This is a genomic window from Bacillus vallismortis, assembly GCF_004116955.1.
Lineage (GTDB): Bacteria > Bacillota > Bacilli > Bacillales > Bacillaceae > Bacillus > Bacillus vallismortis.
Map to the genome: position 1 here is coordinate 2,483,203 of NZ_CP026362.1, position 21,752 is coordinate 2,504,954.

The following is a 21,752-nucleotide window of genomic DNA, read 5'->3' on the forward strand; positions in this document are numbered from 1 at the left end:
ATTCCCCCTATCCTTTTCTGTTATTATAGTAAATATAATATTTAAAAAATATTGAATATTTTAAAGGGAATTAATTAAAAATATTAATCAGAGGGAGAGTAGAAATGGATTTCAAATGGCTTCACACCTTTGTAACTGCTGCGAAATATGAAAACTTCCGGAAAACGGCGGAAACGCTTTTTTTATCTCAGCCCACTGTAACCGTACATATCAAGCAATTAGAAAAAGAAATCAGCTGCAAACTGTTCGAACGAAAGGGCAGGCAGATCCAGCTGACTGATGAAGGCAGGGCTTATTTGCCGTATGCGCTCAGGCTGCTTGATGATTACGAAAACAGCATGGCAGAGCTTCACAGAGTGAGACAAGGCTACTCTCAAACCTTGCGGCTCGCGGTTTCTCCCCTTATCGCAGATACTGTGCTTCCTTCTGTCATGAAGCGGTACACAGCAATGAATACAGAAACAGAAATCGCAGTTACGATTTTTGAGTCGGCGGAAATCGCGTCGCTGATTAAAGCCGGGGAAGCAGATATTGGACTGAGCTGTTTGAAGGTACAGTCCTCCTCTTTAACCTGCCACTGCTTATATCAAGATCCTGTTGTCCTTGTCGCTCCGCCTGATCAGTGTTTTATGGCAGACAAAGAAATTGATGCCAAAGAGCTGCTTGAGCAATACCTGCTTTTGACCCACAATCATCCTGATTACTGGGACGACTTGCTCCGTCAAGTCAGAGTGACATTTCCATTTGTGAGAACAATGAAAGTCACTCAAACACATATAACGAAACGGTTTATCAAGGAAGGACTCGGAGTTTCATTTCTGCCCTTATCTACAGTAAATCGTGAATTGGCAGAAAAACAGATGATCAAAATCCCTTATCAATCTGTTTCTCTGCCCTATGCCGGCGCTTATGCAATCTCCCTCTATGAAAATAAGAAAGAAAAAAAATTCTTGGATTTTTTATCACATTTTCATTTTTAGAAGCAACCAAAGCGGATGTGCTCCGTCTAATGAAAAAAACCCGTTCCTATGAACGGGTTTCCTTTCACATTAGAATCTTTTCGCTCCAAGGTAACGAGGATTCCAGTAGCTGTTGTCCAGGCTGCTGATTTGAACACCGTTCGATCCTGCATGAACGAAATTGTTGTTACCGACATAAATCCCCATGTGAGAAGGGCCTGATTTATATGTTGTGAAGAAGACAAAATCACCGACAGACGGGCTGGAAATGCTCTTCATAGAACTCCAGTATCCCGCAGTGCTTGTTCTGCTCACACTTGTTTGTTTATTCAGCACGTACCAGATAAATCCGCTGCAGTCAAAGCCGGAAGTCGTTGTTCCGCCCCATTTGTATGGCGTTCCGATTAACGCCTTTGCATCAGAAACCAGCTTGCTCACATTAAGTGATGTAGTAGATGAGGCTTTGCTGCTTGACGATGATGAGCCGGAAGAAACAGTTTTTGAGCTTGTGCTTGTCCCTTTCACTTTCAACACTTGGTTGACATAGATCATATCTGATTTTAAGCCATTCAAGCTTTTTAAATGACTAACTGTCGTGCCGTATTGCTTTGCGATTTTAGACAGACTATCCCCGCGTTTCACTTTATAAGTAGAAGTAGAAGACGTTGATACCTTCGATGGACTAGAGCTGCTTGAGCTTGTTGAACCTTTCAGTTTCAGGACTTGTCCGATACGAAGCAAGTCTGACTTTAATCCATTCATTTTTTTCAGTTCACTGACTGTCATGCCATATGTTTTCGAAATTTTCCAAAGGCTGTCCCCGCTCTTTACTTTGTATGTAGAAGATGAAGAACTGGAAGAACTGCTGCTTTTTGAACTTGACGTTTTACCATTAATCGATAAAGTCTGCCCCACATAAATCGTGTCTGAACGCAGGCTGTTCTCTGATTTAATCTTACTGATGGTTGTATCGTATTTTCTAGAAATTCCCCATAACGTGTCGCCTTTTTTCACCTGGATGCTTTGTGCAGATGCCGCTCCTGCAAATAATGTCGATCCTAGAACCACTGCTGTCGTAGCTGTAACGATTTGCTTTTTCATATTTTCCTCCCCAAATAATTATATCTATATATGTATCTCTTTTTTAAATTAATCTTATTGCTTTCTATTATAAGGATAGATTCCCAACAGAAATAGTCTTGACTTCATATGACAAATTACTTAATTATTCGTTTTTAAAAAAAGTTTTTAAGGGTATAAAATATTTCATTTTCATTTCAAAGGTGACAAAAAACGCGCTCTTTTGTCATGTTCATAAGGCTATTGTTCACGACTGAGGAAATAGATGGCAATAAACTAGGAGAAACTCACATGCGGAAGAGTGAGATATAAAGAAGATTCGAGGAAAGCTGCGGTTGTTCGCAGTTTTTTTATTTAAATAAACATATCACGCAAGAACAAAGAGGTAAAGATTTTTCAGAAAAACGAATGCTTTAATTGAAAAAAGGAAAGATAACGAAACAGCAGTTTTCATTTCCTTACAATGCTTTACTTCATGTTTACACGATGAATAACCGCATTTAACAAGATTCCTCTAACATGACAAATAGAATACATAAAAGGGAGGCATGTGAAAAATGAGTTTGTTTCAGAGTATGAAATCTAAACTGCTGCCAATCGCAGCTGTTTCCGTGCTTACAGCCGGCATATTCGCCGGTGCAGAACTGCAGCAGGCCGAAAAAGCAAGTGCCAAAAAACAAGACAACGATGAGATCAGAAATGTCATTGTGATGATCGGTGACGGCATGGGAACACCTTACTTAAACGCCTACAGATCCATGAAAAATAACGGGGAAACACCAAATAACCCGAAGCTGACCGAATTTGACCGTAATCTGACAGGCATGATGATGACGCATCCGGATGATCCGGACCATAACATCACAGATTCAGCAGCCGCCGGAACAGCATTAGCGACAGGCGTAAAGACATATAACAATGCCATTGGCGTCGATAAAAACGGAAAAAAAGTGAAATCTGTGCTTGAAGAAGCCAAACAGCAAGGAAAATCGACCGGGCTCGTCGCAACGTCTGAAATCAACCACGCTACACCAGCCGCATACGGCGCCCACAATGAATCACGGAAAAACATGGACCAAATCGCCAACAGCTATATGGATGACAAAATAAAAGGCAAACAAAAAATAGACGTATTGCTTGGCGGCGGAAAATCCTATTTTAATCGCAAAGACAGGAATTTGACGAAGGAATTTAAACAAGCCGGCTATAGCTATGTGACAACAAAACAGGCCCTGAAGAAAAATAAAGATCAGCAGGTGCTCGGGCTTTTCGCAGACGGAGGGCTTGCCAAAGCGCTAGATCGTGACAGCAAAACACCGTCTCTCAAAGATATGACGGTTTCAGCAATTGACCGCTTGAACCAAAATAAAAAGGGATTTTTCTTGATGGTCGAAGGCAGCCAAATCGACTGGGCGGCCCATGATAATGATACAGTAGGAGCCATGAGCGAGGTTAAAGACTTTGAAAAAGCCTATAAAGCCGCGATTGATTTTGCGAAAAAAGATAAACATACACTTGTCATCGCAACCGCTGACCATACAACCGGCGGATTTGCGATTGGCGCAAACGGGGAAAAGAATTGGCACGCAGAACCGATTCTCGCCGCGAAAAAAACACCTGAATTTATGGCAAAAAAAATCAGTGAAGGCAAACCGGTCAAAGATGTGCTCGCCCGCTATACAAATCTAGAATTCACACCAGAAGAAATCAAAAACGTTGAGGCCGCTGCGCAGGCTGACAAAAGCAAAGGCGCCTACAAAGCCATCATCAAGATATTTAACACACGATCTAACAGCGGCTGGACGAGTACCGATCATACCGGTGAAGAAGTGCCAGTTTACGCGTACGGCCCCGGAAAAGAAAAATTCCGAGGACTGATGAACAACACCGATCAGGCAAACATCATATTTAAGATTTTGAAAACAGGAAAATAAAGAGGATGCAGAACGCTGCATCCTCTTTTTTTATAAATACCTGCGGTGAACACCTTTTCCATCGTACGAAAACATGACTTCCTTATCCTCAAGCACAGACTCGATGTGCACACTTCTGCCCCATAGCTGGAATAAGTAAGGGAGCACCTTCTCTACATATTTCAAATCCAGCTCTATGCCCTCATACCAATGCTTAATATAGAGCTCGTTATTTTTCATATAGTCGCCGTCGTTTACTGTCAAATACGGAAACCCGCCGTTTACCCGCATGCTCACGAGCTGGTCGCGCACCGACCTCCACTCTTTATCGACGATTTTATAATCTCTGCCCTGTTTTTGAAACAAATAAAGATCCTCGCGCATGACTAACTCTTTTGTTAAATAATTGCGGATGAAAGAAATATCGGATTCAATTTCCCTGACCTCAAACATCTTCTCCCGGCCCGAGTCAGACTGAACGCCCATTTTCTTCATTTCATCCGTCGGGTTATTGTACCGCTCCTCGATGTCTTCAAAAATTTTCAGCCCTAAATAATAAGGATTGATGCCTGTTTTGGATGGCTGAACAACCCCGGCATTCAGCTTGGCGAACTCGATCGCTTCATCAGAGGTTAAATCAAGCTCCCGTATAATTCGCTGGTGCCAATAGGAAGCCCAGCCTTCATTCATAATCTTTGTCTCCAGCTGAGGCCAGAAATAAAGCATTTCCTCCCTCATCATCGTTAAAATATCACGCTGCCACGGCTCCAGCTCCCGGGAATGCTCCTCGATAAAAAGCAGAATATCCTTTTCCGGCCGCGGCGGGAAAGGTTTTTTCGATTTTTTCATCTGTTTTTTCGGTTTCTTTTCATCCAAAGACCATAAATCATCGTACGGCGTTGCTGCCTCTTCCATTTCATCTTCCTCATCATCCACACTCCATAGGAGCTTCGGACGGACCAATGAAGGATCGATATGTTCCTGAATCGATAGGATCGCGTCTAAAAAAGCCTCTACTTCCTTTATGCCGTGAACCTGTTCATAATGCTTAATCCGCTCGGCCGTTGCCGCCATGCTTTCCACCATATCGCGTTTCGTGTTTTGGAAACGGCAGTTGTTTTTGAAGAAATCACAATGGGCGAGAACGTGAGCGACAATCAATTTATTTTGGATCAGTGAGTTGCTGTCCAGCAAAAAAGCGTAGCACGGATCTGAGTTAATGACCAGCTCATAAATCTTGCTTAATCCAAGATCATAATGCAGCTTCATTTTATGAAACTGCTTGCCGAAGCTCCAGTGGCTGAATCTTGTCGGCATCCCGTACGCGCCGAATGTATAAATAATTTCAGCCGGGCAGATTTCATATCTCATCGGGTAGAAATCAAGGCCGAATCCTTTTGCGATTTCGGTAATTTCCTCAATTGCCCGCTGTAATTCCTTCTTCTCCTCCGCGTTCAACCGAATCCCCCCTACTTGGACTTATCTATAATGTATGAGCCCGCCTGGCAAAAGATGATAGCCGCACTTGTGCAAGACAAAATTCACCCGGCACATTCAGCTGTTTGCCGATTTTGCCAATGGGTAATAACACACCATATTACGAAAAAAAGGAGCGATACCAATTGAATGTAGCAGACATGCTTTCTTCTTATCTCAGTAAGCTGCCAAACTTAATCATTGCACTACTCGTTTTATTAATCGGATGGGCTATCGCTAAAATTATTGAAAAAGCGGTATACAAAGGGCTCAGAAAAACAAGAATTGACGACAAGCTTTTTGCTGGGAAAAAGCCATCACGCTATTCCTCTGAAAAAGTCATAAGCAAGGTCGTCTATTTTATCGCATTGATTATCGTCTTTATTTTATTCTTTAACATTTTGCACCTGACAACAGTGGCATCACCGTTTGTCAGCATGCTTTCCGCCATTACCGCGGCTATCCCAAGCGTGCTGAAAGCCGGACTCATTCTGCTGTTAGGATGGGCTGCAGCCTCTGTTTTGAGCTTCCTCGTCAAAAAAATGGGGATGAAGCTGAACACGAGTGACAAACTGCGCAAGTGGAATGTGGTCTCTGAAGGAAAAGATATTCATCAGGCAGTCAATGCCGCTTCACAAGTTGTCTTTTATCTCGTGCTGCTTGTTTTCCTGCCGGGGGTCTTATCTTCTTTAAAAATCAGCGGCATTTCAGGTCCGTTTACAAATATGATGGAAAGCGTGCTCGCTTTTCTGCCGAAATTATTCGCAGCCGCGCTTATCGTTTTAATTGGCTGGCTTGTAGCCCGTCTTGTGCGTGACATCATTACAAATTTCCTTGCAAGCATCGGAACGGAACGATTCGCCGCACGCATGGGTTTATCGGTTTACTTAAAAGATACAAGCCTTTCAGCGGTCATCGGAACAATCGCTTATGTGCTGATTTTAATACCGGTTGTCATTTCAGCGCTTGATCAGCTGGATGTCGCCGGCATTTCGAAACCGGCTGTCTCTATGCTCAATAGCATTTTGAACATGCTTCCGAACATCATCATTGCCATTGTGCTTGTTTTAGCGGGTATATGGGCAGGAAAATGGGTGAACAGCATGGTGTCCCGACTGCTCCATCGCGCAGGCTTTGATTCTATGTTAGGAAAAATGGGCATGGGAACGGAAACATCTGCAAAGCTGTCCCTGTCTCAAATTGTCGGTATGATTGCGCAAATCATTGTCATCCTGCTGTTCACAGCGGAGGCGCTGCAAATTGTTCAGCTCCATTTTCTCGTAGAGATTGCAACTGGCATTATCGCATATCTGCCGAATGTCCTTGTTGCCGTATTCATTCTCGGAATCGGCCTCTACGCTGGAGAATTGGTGCGAAAAGTGCTTTCGAGCATCATTAAAGGCCAAGAATTCAAGTCTCTGGCGGCGATTGCCAAATATACAATTATCGCACTTGCTTTCTTTATGGCCTTGGATCAGCTTGGTGTCGCTGACACGATCGTCAATTCCGCGTTCATCATCGTGCTTAGCGGCTTCGCCCTCGCTTTCGGTTTATCCTTCGGCCTTGGCGGAAAGGATTTTGCATCACGTTATCTGTCTGCATTTGAACGCAAAATGCAAAACACTGAAATCGATAAAAACGGCAAAAACCAAAATCCGCCGCATAACATGTAAACCAAAAACGTGCGCCCAAACTGGGTGCACGTTTGTTTAAATTCCTTTTTTTTTCATTTTTCAATCGATTATGATAAGATATAGAAAATGTCTTATTCCGAGGTCTTATTATGAAATTAACGAATTATACAGATTATTCATTAAGAGTGCTAATTTTTCTGGCGGCAGAACGTCCGGGAGAACTTTCAAACATAAAACAGATTGCCGAAACGTATTCTATTTCAAAAAATCACCTCATGAAAGTCATCTACAGGCTCGGCCAGCTCGGCTACGTAGAAACGATACGCGGACGAGGCGGCGGCATACGATTAGGCATGGCCCCTGAAGACATCAATATTGGTGAGGTTGTCAGAAACACGGAAGACGATTTTAATATTGTTGAGTGTTTTGATGCGAACAAGAATCTCTGCGTCATTTCTCCGGTGTGCGGCTTGAAGCATGTGTTAAACGAAGCGCTTATGGCCTATCTTGCGGTTTTAGACAACTATACACTGCGCGACCTTGTCAAAAACAAGGAAGATATCATGATGCTTTTAAGAATGAAGGAATAATATAGATTCCTTCTTTTTTTATGTCCTTTTTCCCCCTTTTTGTTAAGAAAATTGGGCTGTTTTAAAAAAAAGGCAAAACGATGAGACGAAGCTGCCGATATAAAAAAGAAATAGCAAATTCAAATCAGTGGGGGAAAAAGGAGAGCTCAGATGAAAAAGAAATTAGCAGCAGGGCTGACAGCTTCTGCGATTGTCAGCACAACCTTAGCAGTCACACCAGCTGAAGCAGCAACGATTAAGGTCAAAAGCGGAGATTCTTTATGGAAACTGGCCCAAAACTACAATACAAGCGTGGCAGCCATCACATCCGCCAACCATCTTTCGACTACCGTTCTGTCGATCGGCCAGACGCTTACCATTCCAGGCAGCCATTCCGGAACTTCATCTACTTCAAGCTCAACAACCAAAAAGAGCGGAAGTTCTGTTTACACAGTGAAAAGCGGTGATTCACTTTGGCTGATCGCAAATGAGTATAAAATGACGGTGCAGGAACTAAAAAAATTAAACGGACTCAGCAGCGATATGATTCGTGCAGGGCAGAAATTAAAGGTATCCGGCACGGTTTCTTCAAGCTCCAGTTCTAGTTCCAGTACAAAGAGCAGTTCCACAAAGAGCTCTAGCTCTTCATCTTCTGCCGGAACATACAAGGTGCAGCTTGGCGATTCGCTTTGGAAAATCGCAAACAAAGTCAACATGTCCGTCGCCGAACTAAAGGTCTTGAATCACTTAAAATCAGATACCATTTATGTGAATCAAGTGTTGAAAACAAAATCAAGCGGCTCTGATACGTCTTCCAAAGACACTTCATCTCATTCGAGCCAACCTTCAGCTACAAAGACTTATACTGTAAAAAGCGGAGATTCACTTTGGAAAATTGCAAACAACTATAACTTGACTGTACAGCAAATCAGAAAAAGCAACAGCCTAAAATCTGATACGCTATACGTCGGGCAAGTGCTGAAGCTGACAGGTAAAGCATCTTCAGGCGCTTCCACACCGTCATCGTCTTCTTCGTCAAATGCAAGCTCTGGCACGGCGACAACTACATACACGGTGAAAAGCGGCGACTCCTTATGGGTGATTGCCCAAAAGTTTAACGTAACAGCGCAGCAAATCCGAGAAAAGAACAATCTAAAAACGGATGTCTTGCAGGTTGGCCAAAAGCTGGTCATTAACGGGAAAGCTTCCCACTCTTCCTCATCCGGTTCTTCAAACACGTCCAGCTCAACAAGCGCGAAGATTAATACAATGATTGCCGCCGCTAAAGAACAGCTTGGCGTTCCGTATCGCTGGGGAGGCACGACACCGGCCGGATTCGACTGCAGCGGTTTCATTTACTATGCACTGAACAAAGTCACATCCGTATCAAGATTAACGGCAGCCGGATATTGGAATACAATGAAACCTGTCAGCCAGCCTGCTGTCGGAGACTTCGTGTTCTTTTCAACATATAAAGCCGGCCCTTCTCATATCGGAATTTATCTCGGTAACGGGGAATTCATTAACGCCAATGATTCTGGAGTTGTCATTTCCAGTATGAACAACTCTTACTGGAAACAGCGCTATCTCGGTGCAAAACGATACTTCTAAAGCAGAAACTGTATGGCCGTAGCGGCTGTACAGTTTTTTTGATTAGAGCCGGAAAACGTTAATGCTGATCATATGTTTTGTCACCGGATGAAAATAGACTTCGGCCCGAACAGAAAAGGTGTCGTCATTCTGTCTGACCGTCACCCGAAAGACATCTTTTGTTTGCTGATCATTCACCTCAGTCCGCCCCATATAAGCGTAATCAGAAAATGAAGCGTGCTTATATTCATCCTGAATTCTGCTCCAGGCGAGCTGTTCCCACTTTTGAACAGATTCGTTTGTGTCCGCTGAATGCCCTTTTGCAGCCATTGATACAATGATCAATCCGCAAAAAAGCAGCGCAATGGAATACGGCAGAGATTTCATATTTTCAGTCTCCTGTGCCTAGATTAAGTTCTCTCATAGGTTTTCCAAAAGCAATGGCTTCATTCAGGCATTTTGATTTTATGTCTCCCTCTTATTGCTACCCTGTACTGCCGCAGACGCCAAGTTTTGCAACGTCAATAACATGGGATGCGGCATAAACTAATCATGAACTTCTCACAAGAAAGGAGAAGCGATTCATGGATTATGCCGATTACGATAAAGCGCTATATTACACCCACCGTTCCCAATGGGATAATTTATTAATTTTAATGGTGCGTACAGAGGATGATTTGTTATCAAAACGAATCGAGCATTTTCTGCACGCTTATCATTTTGAACAGGATTACGCCGTCCTGGAAAAGATGCTGTATTCCCTTCTCCGTTATATTGATCATGCCACAGAGCTGACATACGAAGACCAATTAGCCTTGCTCACATAAACAAATCCCGGCGTTTAAACGCCGGGATTTCCTTTTGCAAACATGCTAAGTTCTTGGATGAGCTCTTTTATGCTGTTCGTTATAGGTTCCGTCAATGCAGCCTTTTCAATATCAATGTCCACCGGATCAACCACAAGCTGCTTCGGAATCACATTGGCGTAAACACCCCGCATCACAGTTCGCATATTGTTCAGGGCGTTAATGCCGCCTTTTCCGCCTCCCGCCACTGCCAATAAAGCAACAGGCTTATATTTGAATTGTTCGCTGCTTAGAAAATCCAACGCATTTTTTAAAGAACCGCTCATTCCGCTGTGATATTCAGGCGATAATAAGACAATCGCGTCCGCTTGGGCAACCCGCCGCTTTAGCTCCTGTACCTGTAAATGTTCTAATTGCTCCGCCTCACCATTAAAAATCGGCAATATAAACCCGCTTAGATCAATCAGGTCCGTGTGATACAGCTTAGAAATACAAGATGCGGTTATTCTTGTTCTGCCATGTTTTCTGGGTGAGCCATTTATCACTAACATGTTCATGTCGCGATCTCTCCATTCAGGTTATATTTCACTACGAAAAGCGCTGCTTGCGTGCGGTCGGCCACTTCAAGTTTTGCTAAAAGATTCGACACATGGGTTTTCACTGTTTTTTCTGAAATAAACAAGGCTGCCGCGATTTCTTTATTGCTTTTCCCGTTCGCAATTTCGTTCAGTACGTCCTTTTCCCTGCGTTTTAATTGATAAAATTTTTCTTTTGCCGGATCATGCTGCTTTCTCATATGTGTCAGCACATGGGGCATAATAGCTGGAGAAAGCTTGTATTGGCCGGCATGCACTTGTCTTAGTGTTTTCAACAATTCCTCGGGCTCTGTATCCTTTAATTGATATGCCTTCGCTCCCGCCTGAAGCGCGGGGATGACGTGATCCTGGTCGGAGTAGCTCGTCAGCACAATGATATTGATCCCCGGAAATTGCTGCACTGCTTTTTTTATGGCTTGTATCCCATCCATTTCGGGCATGGACAGATCCATCAGCACAAGGTCGGGCTTTGTTTCCTCAATGATACGAAGTGCTTCTGTTCCGGTTGCAGCCTCTCCGGCAACTTCAATATCGTTCTGGGTGGCAAAGAAAAAACGAAGCCCCTTTCTGACAACATGGTGATCATCTGCAATTATAATTTTCATTGCTAAGCCCTTCCTTTCTGATCGGTTAGCGGAAGCCTGACGGACACCTTTGTCCCCGCTTGAAGGTCTGACTGAATCAAAAACGCCGCGCCCGCTTGTTCCGCCCGTTCTTTCATTCCCTTAATGCCAAATGAAGGAAGACCGGCATGCGCTTCATAGCGAAACCCTGCCCCGTGATCGGTTATATCCAGCTCTGCCTGGCACGAAGAAGCAGTCAGGCTGACATACGCCGTATCAGTTCCGGCGTGCTTTTTACAGTTATTTAAAGCTTCCTGTACGACGCGCCACAGCATATGCTCCTGCTCATCAGTAAGAACCGGACAGCCTTTTTGTGTAAACATGACATTCAATCCGATGAGCGCGCCATAGCTTTTAATGGCTTCAGACAGCCCTTTTTCCAATCCTCCGGGGCGGAGCTGCCAAATTAACGCTTTCATTTCTGCTAGCGCGTCCTGTGATAGGTTTTGAATAAAATCAATCATCTGCTGCAAATCTTCATCTTTTGTTAGCGTCTTTGCCGCTTTGGCTGTTAAACTGACGGAAAACAGCATTTGATTGACAGAATCGTGCAGTTCCTGAGCGAGGCGGTTGCGCTCCATTAACAGAGCATTTTTTTGTTTATATTCAGAAAGCTTCATGCGTTGAATCGCCGTTCCGATCTGATAGGCGACAGACTCGAGCAAATGCAGCTCTCCTTCATCAAACATGGTTTTTCCGGCCGCCGCTACATTTAACAATCCGAATCTCCTGTCTCCGTCTTCTAAAGGCACCGTTGCATGATGCGTAATCCCTTCTGTGTCAAAATAGTGCAGCTCTTTGGCTGACTCTATGCGTTTGCAGTTCATGATATTCGCCGCCCTTCTGAGCCCGCCTGTATTGAATTTCGTCAGGCAGTAGCACTCGCCTTCGCACATCAGCACTTTTTCCTTGCGGCTTAAAGCCGGGGGCAGATAGGCGTCAGCCGCTAACGTATATGAACCGTCTTCTTCAATTAGAAAAATCCAGCCCGCTTGAAGGTTCGTTACACTCAACAATTCTCTTACTACCTCATCCAATGTCGCTTTGACATCGTGTCCTTGATTTAAGGTTTCCGCAATCGTTTTCAGCGTTTTTAATTTTTCCATCCTCGTTTTGCTCACGTTTCTCACTCCGGCATTCATCTCTTGTTATTTAAGATTATACCAGTTTATGTCATTCGTTACTTCGCCTGGGGGATGATTTTCTTTCAGACTTTTGGATGAAAAAAAGCCGGATCATATACAATGATCCAGCTTTCCTTACTTTCCTTATACTATTTAGCTGTAGCCTCTACAATGTCGTCTACCGTCTTCATGACATCGTCAGAAAGCTCGGCAAGACGGTTTTCACTGTCTTCTAAAGATGTTCCTTTTACGGCAAAATAGAATTTGACCTTCGGCTCGGTTCCGGAAGGACGAAGACAGAACCAAGACCCGTCTTCCAGGAAGTATTTCAGTACGTTCGATGTTGGCAAGTCAATCGCTTCTTCTTTGTTTTCCGCCAGAAGCATCCGTTTGCTTACAGCGTAATCTTCGGCTGTCACAACCTGTTTGCCGGCCATCGTTTTCGGCGGGTTTTGCCTGAAGGATGCAAGGATCGCTTCAATTTGCTCTGCTCCCTGTTTTCCTTTCAGCGTCAAGGATTTCAGCCCTTCACGATAAAAACCGTATTCGTTAAAGAGATTGATGAGCGCTTCATATAACGACATCCCTTGTTTTTTATAGAATGCGCAAACCTCAACTGCCAAAAGCGCAGCTTGAATGGCGTCCTTGTCACGGGCAAAATCCCCGATTAAGTAACCATAGCTCTCTTCATAACCGAATTGGAACGTGTACTGGCCTGATGACTCGTATTCCTTAATCTTTTCACCGATAAACTTGAAGCCTGTGAGCGTATCAATCGTATCAAGACCGAATGAAGAAGCGACCGCGCGCCCGATTTCACTTGTGACAATTGTTTTGAGGACAACGCCGTTTGAAGGCAGGGTGCCTTGTTTTTTCTTTTCAGAAAGCAGGTAATGAAGCAGCAGCGCTCCGGTTTGGTTGCCTGTCAGCACTGTATATTTGCCTTGATCGTTTTTCACCGCGATGCCGAGGCGGTCAGCGTCAGGGTCTGTCGCGATGAGAATATCTGCGTCCCGCTCCTCCCCGAGTGTAATGGCATATTTGAAAGCCGCATGCTCTTCCGGGTTTGGAGAGGTAACAGTAGAGAAGTCTGCATCGGGCAGCTCCTGCTCTTTGACAACCGCTACATTGTTGTAGCCGAGTGCATCAAGACCTCGTCTGACAGGCTTATTGGCTGTTCCATGCAGCGGTGTGAAAACAACGTTTACATCAACTTCTCCGGATAATTCAGGATGGACGGATATAGAAGCCAGTTTTTCTGTATAGACTTTGTCAATGTCTTCACCGATGATCTTGATTAAGCCTTTTTCTTTTAACGTATTTTCATCGTCGACTGTGATTGTCAGCTCATTTTCAATCGCGTTTACCTGCTCAATGACGATGTCCGCTTCCTTTGGAGGCAGCTGGCCGCCATCATCTCCGTATACTTTGTAGCCGTTATATTCAGGCGGGTTATGGCTTGCCGTCACCACAATCCCTCCGCAGGCATTCAGCTGTCTGACAGCGAATGACAGCTCCGGCGTCGGGCGAAGCTCATCAAAGACGTATGTTTGGATGCCTTGTGTCGCAAGTGTTTTTGCCGCTTCCATCGCAAACTCCGGCGATTTATGGCGGGAATCATAAGCAATGACAACGCCCCGTTTTTTCGCTTCCTCACCTTGCTGGGAGATGTATGCCGCAAAACCGGCTGATGCTTTGCGCACAGTGTAAATATTCATCCGATTTGTTCCGGCCCCAATTTCTCCGCGCATCCCGCCAGTGCCGAATTCAAGGTTTTTATAGAAACAGTCTTCAAGAGCCTGTTCATTCCCTTCTAATTCAGTGAGGCGCTCCTTTAGCTCCGGATCTAAATGTTCTGTCTGTTTCCAGCGTTCATAGCTCTTTCTCCAAGTCATATTCGTCCTCCTATGTATTAGCTTATGCCGTTATTTTAATATGAAGCGAGTGCCTCTGTCACTTGAAATCCTTGGATTCCGGCTTTCGGCCTTAAATAGAAATAACGGGCTGAGAGACAGCCCGTTATGATTTATCGTTCGAGCGGCACAACCGCATCGTGTAAAAGCTTGTTGAGGTTTTCTGTATGTTTGTTTTTCGTCTGCTCATCCCATTGGAATCGCTCGCTCATAAAATCAATAACGGCATCTTTATATGTTTTTACCCAATTGATATCAAAAAATAAACGTCCCGTTCTGCGGACAAAGAAGTCAGCAGGTGTTGCAGCCAACTCTTCTTCTATACTGTATTCTGCCTCAGCAAGAATATGAACCGGAATGTGGCGTTTCGCCGCCTCATCTTTCAGCGCTTCCACTCGGTTAAAGACTCGTTCTACGTTGGAGCCGTATCTGATCGCCAGCTGTTTTGCGTCTTTTTCTGATAAGCCGGCTGCGATTCCTTCTTTTGTTTTCGTCGTCACAAAGGACAGGAGATTTTTTGAACCGCCGACGTGTCCGCCTGAAATTGGCATGTTTTTTGTTTTACATGGACCAAAGTCCGTTTCGCCTTCTTCTTTCAAACGATCATTCACAAGATCGACGATATGCTCCGCCATTTTTCTGTATCCGGTCAGTTTCCCGCCGGCAATGGTGATTAAACCTGAGTCAGATGTCCAAATCTCGTCTTTCCGTGAAATTTCAGAAGGGTCTTTGCCTTCTTCATGAATGAGCGGACGCAGCCCCGCCCAGCTGGATTCAATGTCATTCGCAGTGATATTCAGCTCCGGGAACATGTAATTGATTGAACTGATGACGTAATCTCGATCCTCCGTTGTCATTCGCGGATGCTCCAGCGCCTCTTTGTAAACGGTGTCTGTCGTTCCCACGTATGTTTTGCCTTCACGAGGGATCGCAAATACCATACGGCCGTCAGGCGTATCGAAGTATACCGCCTGTTTCAGCGGAAAGACAGACTGGTCAAATACAAGGTGAATGCCTTTTGTATGCTGCAAATGCTTTCCGTTATTCGAATGGTCTTTTTCTCTGAGCTGATCGACCCAAGGGCCTGTCGCATTAACAATTTTTTTTGCGTACACTTTATATTCTTTCTCTGTCAGCACATCTTCAATTAATACACCGACCGCTTTGCCTTTTTCGTAAAGAAGCTCCTTCACCTTGGAATAATTCACAGGCTCTGCCCCGAATTTTACCGCTTCCTTCATGACTTCGATTGTCAGTCTCGCATCGTCCGTACGGTATTCCACATAATACCCGCCCCCTTTTAAGCCGTCTTTTTTCACCAATGGCTCTTTTTGCAGCGTTTCCTTTGCAGAAAGCATGCTTCTTCGTTCTGACTTTTTCACACCTGCTAAGAAGTCATACACTCTTAAACCGATAGAAGTTGTGAATGAGCCGAATGTGCCGCCTTTATGAAACGGAAGCAGCATCCATTCCGGTGTCGTGACGTGCGGGCCGTTTTCATAAACAATCGCCCGTTCTTTCCCGACCTCGGCCACCATTTTCACTTCAAATTGTTTTAAATAGCGCAAGCCGCCATGAACAAGCTTCGTTGACCGGCTTGATGTTCCCGCCGCGAAATCCTGCATTTCGCTGAGCGCGACCTTCATTCCCCTTGATGCCGCGTCAAGAGCCGTTCCCGCTCCTGTAATTCCTCCGCCGATAATGAATAAATCGTATGTTTTTTTCGTCATGTCTGTCAGCATGCGATCTCTTTCAAGACTAGAAAATTGATGTTTCATTATTGCTCCTCCTTGTTGTCACGGTGTGTAAATAGAAAAAGAGACCACAACAGCCAAAGTGCATACGTACACTTTGGTGCTGTGGTCTCTCCCCATCTCAGGACCGTTCTTATTAACTTGTCATCAGTATATCATACTCTCATTCTATTTAAAAGCCATAGCTGCTTTTACGGCTTTTTGCCAGCCTTTATACAGCTCATTTCGTTTTTCTTCTTCACAGTCAGGTTCAAACCGTTTATCCAGATTCCACTGGTTCGCGATTTCAGAACGGTCCTTCCAGAATCCCACAGCAATACCTGCCAAATAAGCCGCGCCAAGTGCAGTTGTTTCATTAATTTCCGGTCGTTCCACAGGAACATTCAGAATATCTCCTTGGAACTGCATCAGGAAATTATTTTTTACAGCGCCTCCATCTACACGAAGCGTCTTTAATGAAATGTTTGAATCAGCTTCCATTGCGTCAAGCACATCTTTTGTCTGATAAGCCAACGCCTCCAAAGTCGCACGGATAAAATGTTCTTTTGTTGTGCCTCTTGTCAGGCCGAAAACCGAACCGCGCACATCGCTGTCCCAGTAAGGTGTTCCCAAGCCGACAAATGCGGGAACAACGTATACGCCGTCGGTTGAATCCACTTTTTCCGCGTAAGATTCACTTAATGAGGAATCCTGGAACATTCTCAATCCGTCTCTGAGCCATTGGATGGCGGAGCCTGCGACAAAAATACTTCCTTCTAAAGCATATTCAACTTTTCCGTCAATGCCCCATGCAATTGTCGTCAAAAGCCCGTGTTCGGACTTAATTGCTTTTTCCCCTGTATTCATCAGCATGAAACATCCTGTGCCGTACGTGTTTTTCCCCATGCCTTCTTCAAAGCACGCCTGGCCGAACAGTGCGGATTGCTGGTCGCCTGCCGCTCCCGCAATCGGGATGTTTTTTCCGAAGAAATGATAATCAACAGTTTCCGCATACACATGGGAGGACGGCTTCACTTCAGGAAGCATGGACTTCGGAATATCGAGAATATCGAGCAGCTCATCATCCCATTTCAAGTCGTAAATATTAAACATCAGCGTTCTGGACGCATTGGAGTAATCGGTCACATGCGCTTTTCCACCGGACATTTTCCAAATAAGCCATGTATCAATCGTTCCAAACAGCAGCTCGCCTTTTTCCGCTTTTTCTCTCGCGCCTTCCACATTGTCTAAAATCCATTTTACCTTCGTGCCGGAGAAATACGGATCGATTAAAAGTCCCGTTTTTTCTCTGAACACATCTTGATATCCTTTTTCACGAAGCTCCTCACAAATGTCGGACGTCTGCCTGGACTGCCAAACGATCGCATGATAGATAGGCTTTCCTGTATCCTTATCCCACACAACCGCCGTTTCACGCTGGTTTGTGATACCGATGCCGGCAATTTGAGAAGCGCTGATGCCTGATTCAGAAATCACTGATGCGATAACAGCGAGAACAGAGCCCCAAATTTCATTCGCGTTATGCTCAACCCAGCCTGGGTGCGGGAAGTATTGTGTAAATTCCTTTTGAGCGGAGTGAACGATTTTTCCTTCTTTATTAAACAGGATCGCTCTTGAACTTGTCGTCCCTTGATCTAAGGATAAAATGTAAGTTTCCATAAGATGTCTCCCCTTTGATTAAATATATTTTGAATTTGATAATGTTTTAGCTGAATGTGTTTTCGTATAGCCATAGAGCCCTAACAATACCACAACCAATATAACGCTTACAATCCAGAAACTGCTTGTGATATGCCCTTTAAATGCGGCGTTGTAAAATACGCCCCCAAACGAACCGCCTAAGATCGGGCCGACTACCGGTATCCAGGCGTATTTCCAGTTTGATGATCCCTTCCCCGGTATCGGAAGAAAAGCGTGGACAATCCGCGGACCTAAGTCGCGGGCCGGATTAATCGCATAGCCGGTGGTGCCCCCCAGAGAAATACCGATCGCCACAATGAGAAAACCAACGATTAAAGGGTTAAGCCCTTCTGTAAATTGATTTGCCCCAATGGACAAGATGCCAAGCACAAGGACAAATGTCCCGATCACTTCACTTAACACGTTTGAAAATGTGTGCGGAATGCTGGGTCCGGTTGAGAAAACACCCAGCTTGGCAGCGGGATCATCCGTTGTTTTCCAATGCGGAAGGTAATGCAGATAGATCACAACCGCACCGATGATCGCACCGATCATTTGCGCCGCAATATAAACCGGAACCTCTTTCCACGGAAAATCCCCAACAAATGCAAGCGCTATCGTTAGCGCCGGATTCAAGTGGGCTCCGCTGATGCCGCCAACCGCATAAGCCGCCATGGCAACACCCAATCCCCATCCGAATACAATAACAATCCAGCCAGACTGGAATGAAAGCGATTTCTTTAAATTGACACCCGCACAAACACCTGCCCCAAAAATGATCAGCAGCATCGTACCGATGACTTCTCCCCAAAATGCTGTCATAGCACATTCCTCCTAAAGTCACGATTAACAGTATGATAGAGAAGAAGAGAATAAAAAAACCACAACAAACCGCTTTACTGGTGCATAGACATGTACCGTAAAGAGCTGCTGTGGTCTCCGAGTTCTCCATCACAATGTATTAACCTAGTGCAATTGTATCAGTGGATGTAAGCGGTGTCAATCACTTTCTGTCAAAAAGTTTTCATATTCCTTCCATAATTTGGTGTTTGATGTTGTGACGGCCACAGCCCCCGCTTTCAAGGCCCGTTCCACATCCTCTTCCGTGCGGATGAAACCGCCGGCAAAAATAGGAATCCCCGTTTTCTCTTTTATTTCTTGGATGAGTGACGGAACGATGCCTGGCAGCACTTCAATGAAGTCAGGTTTATGCTTGCCGACAAATTCCATGCTTTTCTGCATCGCGCTTGTATCAAGCAGAAATAAACGCTGAATCGCATAAATCTTCTTTTGCTTCGCTTTGGCAATCACGTTCGATCTTGTGGAAATAATCCCGGCGGGCTTAATGTCCTGGCAAATGAACTCCGCTCCGTATTCGTCATGCTTAATTCCTTGAATAAGATCGACGTGCACCATCATGTTCTTTCCGTGCTTTTGTGCCTCTCTGATCACGCCCTTCAGCTGGCCGAGATGAATATCAAGAATAACACCATAGGAAAATGAACTGTTCAAAAACTCATCAAATTGCTTCATATTGCGAATAGCCGGTAAAATCGGCTGGTTGTGAAAACTCATCGTGTGCTCCTTTAATCATTCACTTTTATGTTAAATCGTCTGAAAGCTATCTTTCACCGTTTTCACGATAAAGGAAAGGTCCTCTTCTGTCAGGCAAAATGGCGGCGCGATCTGGATGACGTTGTTGTAGCCGGCGACTGTATCGCCGTTTTTGCCGATAATCAGCCCTTTTTCTTTACACGCCGTAACCACTTGGTTTACTTTATCTGCATCAGCCGGTTCTTTTGTCAATTGATCTTTGACAAGCTCAATTCCGATCAGCAGCCCTTTTCCTCTCACATCTCCGACTGCCGGGTGTTCTCTTAAGGCTTGAAGTTCACCCAAAAGCGTTGCTCCAAGATCGCGGGATCGCTGAATCAGCTGTTCGTCCTCCATGATTTGCATGTTTTTCAACGCCAACGCACAGGCAGCCGGGCTTCCGCCGAACGTGTTCACATGGCGAAAACGGTCGTAAGGCGCTTCCCCCTGATACGCTTCGAAAATGTCCCGTTTAACAGCAGTCGCTGACAAAGGCAAATACGCACTGGTGATTCCCTTTGCCATCGTAATGATATCAGGCTTCACGCCGTAATGCATAAATCCGAACGGCTCGCCTGTCCGTCCAAACCCGCAGATGACTTCATCGCAAATCAAAAGAGCTCCGTGACGGCGGCAAATGTCCTCCACCTTTTTCATATAACCATCCGGCGGCATTAAGATGCCTCCTCCTGTAATGATGGGCTCCATGATGACCCCGGCAATCGTTTCGCTTAACTCCCATGTCATGATGCGGTCAATTTCATTTGCGCTTTCAAGCGTGTCGGCATCCTCCGGGTTCCGGTATACATCTGGCGGAGCTGCATGCAGGAACCCTTGGCTTAATGGCTCATATTTATATTTCCGCTGCGCCTGTCCGGTAGCTGAGAGCGCTCCCAATGTGTTGCCGTGGTATGCCCTGTATCTTGAGATAAATTTATAACGGCTGTGGTCGCCGTTTTGCAGATGGTACTGGCGGGCGATTTTAAAAGCAGTTTCGTTTGCTTCAGATCCGCTGTTGGAGAAAAAGATGACATAATCGCCGCCAAGCCATTCATTCAGCTTTTCCGCCAGTTGAATTGCCGGCGCATGACTTTGTGTTAACGGGTAATAAGGCAGCTCCTTTAGTTGTTCATAGGCAGCCTCAGCAAGCTCCTTTCTGCCATAACCTATATTGACGCACCACAAACCGGACATCGCATCCAAATAGCGGCGTCCGTCTATGTCGGTCACCCAGGCCCCCTCGGCCTTTTGGGCAATCAGGCTGTCCGCTTGATGCGCTCCCTTCATGGCATGCCACACAAATTGCTCATCTTTTTGCTTTAATCCCTGATGTTGCTGAATGTTTTCCATCCCCATCATCTCCATTTCATTAGCATTCACTAAAGTGCCAATTCAATTGAAACAGACCTTCTCTTATGTGGTGTCTTGGTGATGATTTCCCTGCCTTCAATATAAAGCCAGACGGGGTTAGAGTCAATAAACCACGGAAAGAATAAAACATCCGCAGCAGAACAGGCACATTGTTCTTGTTACAGGTGCATGGAGAGCCTATCAAACGATGCAAAGGAAAAAGGAATAGAACATTATCGTATTTTGGAAAGACATTGTGAAAGTTTTATACCTATTCAAATGTTACTGGACTGCCCACACGTCTAACACATTGGATCAACCGTTTTAAAGGTGTGAAACTACATATTTAGCTCTTCTTTAACTAACGGAGCAGAATAACGATAAGAAACATGATAAAACGAGAACATCTTTGACGATATTTTATCACTAGCCTATTCTATTCAAGAAGGCTTTGGAAGAAGAAGTATTAAAAATAAGGAGTACAAAGCAGTGAATGAATTTTATAAGGCATTAACATATGTAAATAAATTGTTTTATGAACCAAATCACTTCACTATAAATGCAATTCGAGAAGAAGCTCAAAATTCAGATTACGGAGCGGGTATATTTCAGCTTCACTCAAAATCGATAAGATTTAGAGTCGCAAAAATAACACCTAACAAGATCGGGCAGTTTGTTGCTTTTTGGGAAAAAGATGGGAATGATAAAAACCAAGCCTTTTCATATGAAAAAGCTACTGATTTATTGGTTATCAATACGTTTACCAATCATAACAAGTTTGGACAATTCGTTTTTCCAAAAGAAGTTCTTGTCAAACAAAATATCTTAAAAACAGCCACTACAAAAGGAAAAATGGGAATTAGAGTTTACCCTAGATGGGAAACCCCCACTAGCAAACAAGCTATCGAAACACAAAAATGGCAGTTAGCGTATTTTGTCGAGGTGAACAATACAAACCGTTTTTCAGTGCGAGAATTATTAAAGCTATATTCTAATTAAAATCGGATAACCGAGTAGCTGGGAACCTCAAAATGTAACAAATTTTTCAATTCCGCTTATGATAAAAAACCCGCCAATTCAGGCGGGTTTCAG

At 44.5% G+C, this 21,752-nt stretch carries 19 protein-coding genes; 7 read left to right on the forward strand and 12 right to left on the reverse strand.

The genetic code is table 11. From position 1 onward, the window contains the following. The first annotated feature begins 104 nt into the window (after window positions 1-104). Complete coding sequence (citR, locus tag BV11031_RS13380; RefSeq protein ID WP_129550775.1) at window positions 105-980, forward strand: transcriptional regulator CitR; 876 nt, start codon at window positions 105-107, stop codon at window positions 978-980. Between the two features lie 69 nt (window positions 981-1,049). Here citR and lytE read toward each other — a convergent pair whose 3' ends face one another. Continuing rightward, window positions 1,050-2,060 (reverse strand): peptidoglycan endopeptidase LytE, encoded by a 1,011-nt coding sequence (gene lytE, locus BV11031_RS13385; RefSeq protein WP_010329190.1) that lies wholly within the window; start codon window positions 2,058-2,060, stop codon window positions 1,050-1,052. 536 nt (window positions 2,061-2,596) lie between these two features. On the opposite strand from lytE, the gene phoA reads away from it, so the two are divergent. Continuing rightward, window positions 2,597-3,973 (forward strand): alkaline phosphatase PhoA, encoded by a 1,377-nt coding sequence (phoA, locus tag BV11031_RS13390; RefSeq protein WP_010329189.1) that lies wholly within the window; start codon window positions 2,597-2,599, stop codon window positions 3,971-3,973. A 30-nt stretch (window positions 3,974-4,003) separates the two neighbouring features. Here the strand turns inward: phoA and spoVR are convergent, their stop codons facing one another. Continuing rightward, a complete protein-coding gene (spoVR, locus tag BV11031_RS13395; protein ID WP_010329187.1) occupies window positions 4,004-5,410 on the reverse strand; it encodes a stage V sporulation protein SpoVR in 1,407 nt (468 codons plus the stop codon). A 164-nt stretch (window positions 5,411-5,574) separates the two neighbouring features. On the opposite strand from spoVR, the gene BV11031_RS13400 reads away from it, so the two are divergent. The 3 genes from BV11031_RS13400 to lytF all read left to right on the forward strand — a co-directional run bounded on the left by BV11031_RS13400 (window position 5,575) and on the right by lytF (window position 9,242). Further along, complete coding sequence (locus BV11031_RS13400; RefSeq protein ID WP_010329186.1) at window positions 5,575-7,101, forward strand: mechanosensitive ion channel; 1,527 nt, start codon at window positions 5,575-5,577, stop codon at window positions 7,099-7,101. A gap of 110 nt (window positions 7,102-7,211) precedes the next feature. Continuing rightward, window positions 7,212-7,652 carry a nitric oxide-sensing transcriptional repressor NsrR gene (nsrR, locus tag BV11031_RS13405; RefSeq protein WP_010329185.1) on the forward strand — a complete coding sequence of 147 codons (441 nt, stop codon included), beginning with the start codon at window positions 7,212-7,214 and terminating at the stop codon, window positions 7,650-7,652. Between the two features lie 150 nt (window positions 7,653-7,802). Then, a complete protein-coding gene (lytF, locus tag BV11031_RS13410) occupies window positions 7,803-9,242 on the forward strand; it encodes a peptidoglycan endopeptidase LytF (protein WP_010329184.1) in 1,440 nt (479 codons plus the stop codon). 42 nt (window positions 9,243-9,284) lie between these two features. Here lytF and BV11031_RS13415 read toward each other — a convergent pair whose 3' ends face one another. Further along, on the reverse strand, window positions 9,285-9,608 hold the full coding sequence (locus BV11031_RS13415; protein WP_010329183.1) for a YqzG/YhdC family protein: 324 nt from the start codon (window positions 9,606-9,608) through the stop codon (window positions 9,285-9,287). A gap of 197 nt (window positions 9,609-9,805) precedes the next feature. On the opposite strand from BV11031_RS13415, the gene BV11031_RS13420 reads away from it, so the two are divergent. Further along, entirely contained in the window at window positions 9,806-10,048 is a 243-nt protein-coding gene (locus tag BV11031_RS13420) for a YhdB family protein (protein ID WP_003224139.1), read from the forward strand. Window positions 10,049-10,062: 14 nt separating this feature from the next. Here the strand turns inward: BV11031_RS13420 and BV11031_RS13425 are convergent, their stop codons facing one another. The 9 genes from BV11031_RS13425 to BV11031_RS13465 all read right to left on the reverse strand — a co-directional run bounded on the left by BV11031_RS13425 (window position 10,063) and on the right by BV11031_RS13465 (window position 20,675). Then, window positions 10,063-10,584 carry an NADPH-dependent FMN reductase gene (locus tag BV11031_RS13425; RefSeq protein ID WP_010329182.1) on the reverse strand — a complete coding sequence of 174 codons (522 nt, stop codon included), beginning with the start codon at window positions 10,582-10,584 and terminating at the stop codon, window positions 10,063-10,065. Then, complete coding sequence (locus tag BV11031_RS13430; RefSeq protein ID WP_010329181.1) at window positions 10,581-11,228, reverse strand: response regulator; 648 nt, start codon at window positions 11,226-11,228, stop codon at window positions 10,581-10,583. Before BV11031_RS13430 ends, BV11031_RS13425 begins: the two co-directional genes overlap by 4 nt. A gap of 2 nt (window positions 11,229-11,230) precedes the next feature. Further along, a complete protein-coding gene (locus tag BV11031_RS13435) occupies window positions 11,231-12,367 on the reverse strand; it encodes a GAF domain-containing sensor histidine kinase (protein ID WP_010329180.1) in 1,137 nt (378 codons plus the stop codon). Between the two features lie 152 nt (window positions 12,368-12,519). Beyond that, window positions 12,520-14,265 carry a phospho-sugar mutase gene (locus BV11031_RS13440; RefSeq protein WP_010329179.1) on the reverse strand — a complete coding sequence of 582 codons (1,746 nt, stop codon included), beginning with the start codon at window positions 14,263-14,265 and terminating at the stop codon, window positions 12,520-12,522. Window positions 14,266-14,396: 131 nt separating this feature from the next. Next, entirely contained in the window at window positions 14,397-16,064 is a 1,668-nt protein-coding gene (gene glpD, locus BV11031_RS13445; RefSeq protein ID WP_026014471.1) for a glycerol-3-phosphate dehydrogenase, read from the reverse strand. Window positions 16,065-16,205: 141 nt separating this feature from the next. Then, a complete protein-coding gene (glpK, locus tag BV11031_RS13450) occupies window positions 16,206-17,696 on the reverse strand; it encodes a glycerol kinase GlpK (RefSeq protein WP_010327773.1) in 1,491 nt (496 codons plus the stop codon). Window positions 17,697-17,714: 18 nt separating this feature from the next. Next, window positions 17,715-18,539 (reverse strand): glycerol uptake facilitator protein GlpF, encoded by an 825-nt coding sequence (gene glpF / locus BV11031_RS13455; RefSeq protein ID WP_010327772.1) that lies wholly within the window; start codon window positions 18,537-18,539, stop codon window positions 17,715-17,717. 177 nt (window positions 18,540-18,716) lie between these two features. Further along, window positions 18,717-19,292, reverse strand: a complete 576-nt coding sequence (glpP, locus tag BV11031_RS13460) for a glycerol uptake operon antiterminator GlpP (protein ID WP_010327771.1) — start codon at window positions 19,290-19,292, stop codon at window positions 18,717-18,719. A 30-nt stretch (window positions 19,293-19,322) separates the two neighbouring features. Further along, window positions 19,323-20,675, reverse strand: a complete 1,353-nt coding sequence (locus tag BV11031_RS13465; RefSeq protein ID WP_082246267.1) for an aspartate aminotransferase family protein — start codon at window positions 20,673-20,675, stop codon at window positions 19,323-19,325. A gap of 474 nt (window positions 20,676-21,149) precedes the next feature. On the opposite strand from BV11031_RS13465, the gene BV11031_RS13470 reads away from it, so the two are divergent. Next, entirely contained in the window at window positions 21,150-21,659 is a 510-nt protein-coding gene (locus BV11031_RS13470) for a MepB family protein (protein ID WP_010327769.1), read from the forward strand. Window positions 21,660-21,752: the final 93 nt, after the last annotated feature.

Bases quoted from the DNA above. Each gene is read 5' to 3' on its own strand.
- citR (WP_129550775.1), top strand. From the start codon at position 105: ATGGATTTCAAATGGCTTCACACCTTTGTAACTGCTGCGAAATATGAA.
- lytE (WP_010329190.1), bottom strand. From the start codon at position 2,060: ATGAAAAAGCAAATCGTTACAGCTACGACAGCAGTGGTTCTAGGATCG.
- phoA (WP_010329189.1), top strand. From the start codon at position 2,597: ATGAGTTTGTTTCAGAGTATGAAATCTAAACTGCTGCCAATCGCAGCT.
- nsrR (WP_010329185.1), top strand. From the start codon at position 7,212: ATGAAATTAACGAATTATACAGATTATTCATTAAGAGTGCTAATTTTT.
- lytF (WP_010329184.1), top strand. From the start codon at position 7,803: ATGAAAAAGAAATTAGCAGCAGGGCTGACAGCTTCTGCGATTGTCAGC.
- BV11031_RS13415 (WP_010329183.1), bottom strand. From the start codon at position 9,608: ATGAAATCTCTGCCGTATTCCATTGCGCTGCTTTTTTGCGGATTGATC.
- BV11031_RS13420 (WP_003224139.1), top strand. From the start codon at position 9,806: ATGGATTATGCCGATTACGATAAAGCGCTATATTACACCCACCGTTCC.
- BV11031_RS13425 (WP_010329182.1), bottom strand. From the start codon at position 10,584: ATGAACATGTTAGTGATAAATGGCTCACCCAGAAAACATGGCAGAACA.
- BV11031_RS13430 (WP_010329181.1), bottom strand. From the start codon at position 11,228: ATGAAAATTATAATTGCAGATGATCACCATGTTGTCAGAAAGGGGCTT.
- BV11031_RS13440 (WP_010329179.1), bottom strand. From the start codon at position 14,265: ATGACTTGGAGAAAGAGCTATGAACGCTGGAAACAGACAGAACATTTA.
- glpK (WP_010327773.1), bottom strand. From the start codon at position 17,696: ATGGAAACTTACATTTTATCCTTAGATCAAGGGACGACAAGTTCAAGA.
- glpF (WP_010327772.1), bottom strand. From the start codon at position 18,539: ATGACAGCATTTTGGGGAGAAGTCATCGGTACGATGCTGCTGATCATT.
- glpP (WP_010327771.1), bottom strand. From the start codon at position 19,292: ATGAGTTTTCACAACCAGCCGATTTTACCGGCTATTCGCAATATGAAG.
- BV11031_RS13465 (WP_082246267.1), bottom strand. From the start codon at position 20,675: ATGGAGATGATGGGGATGGAAAACATTCAGCAACATCAGGGATTAAAG.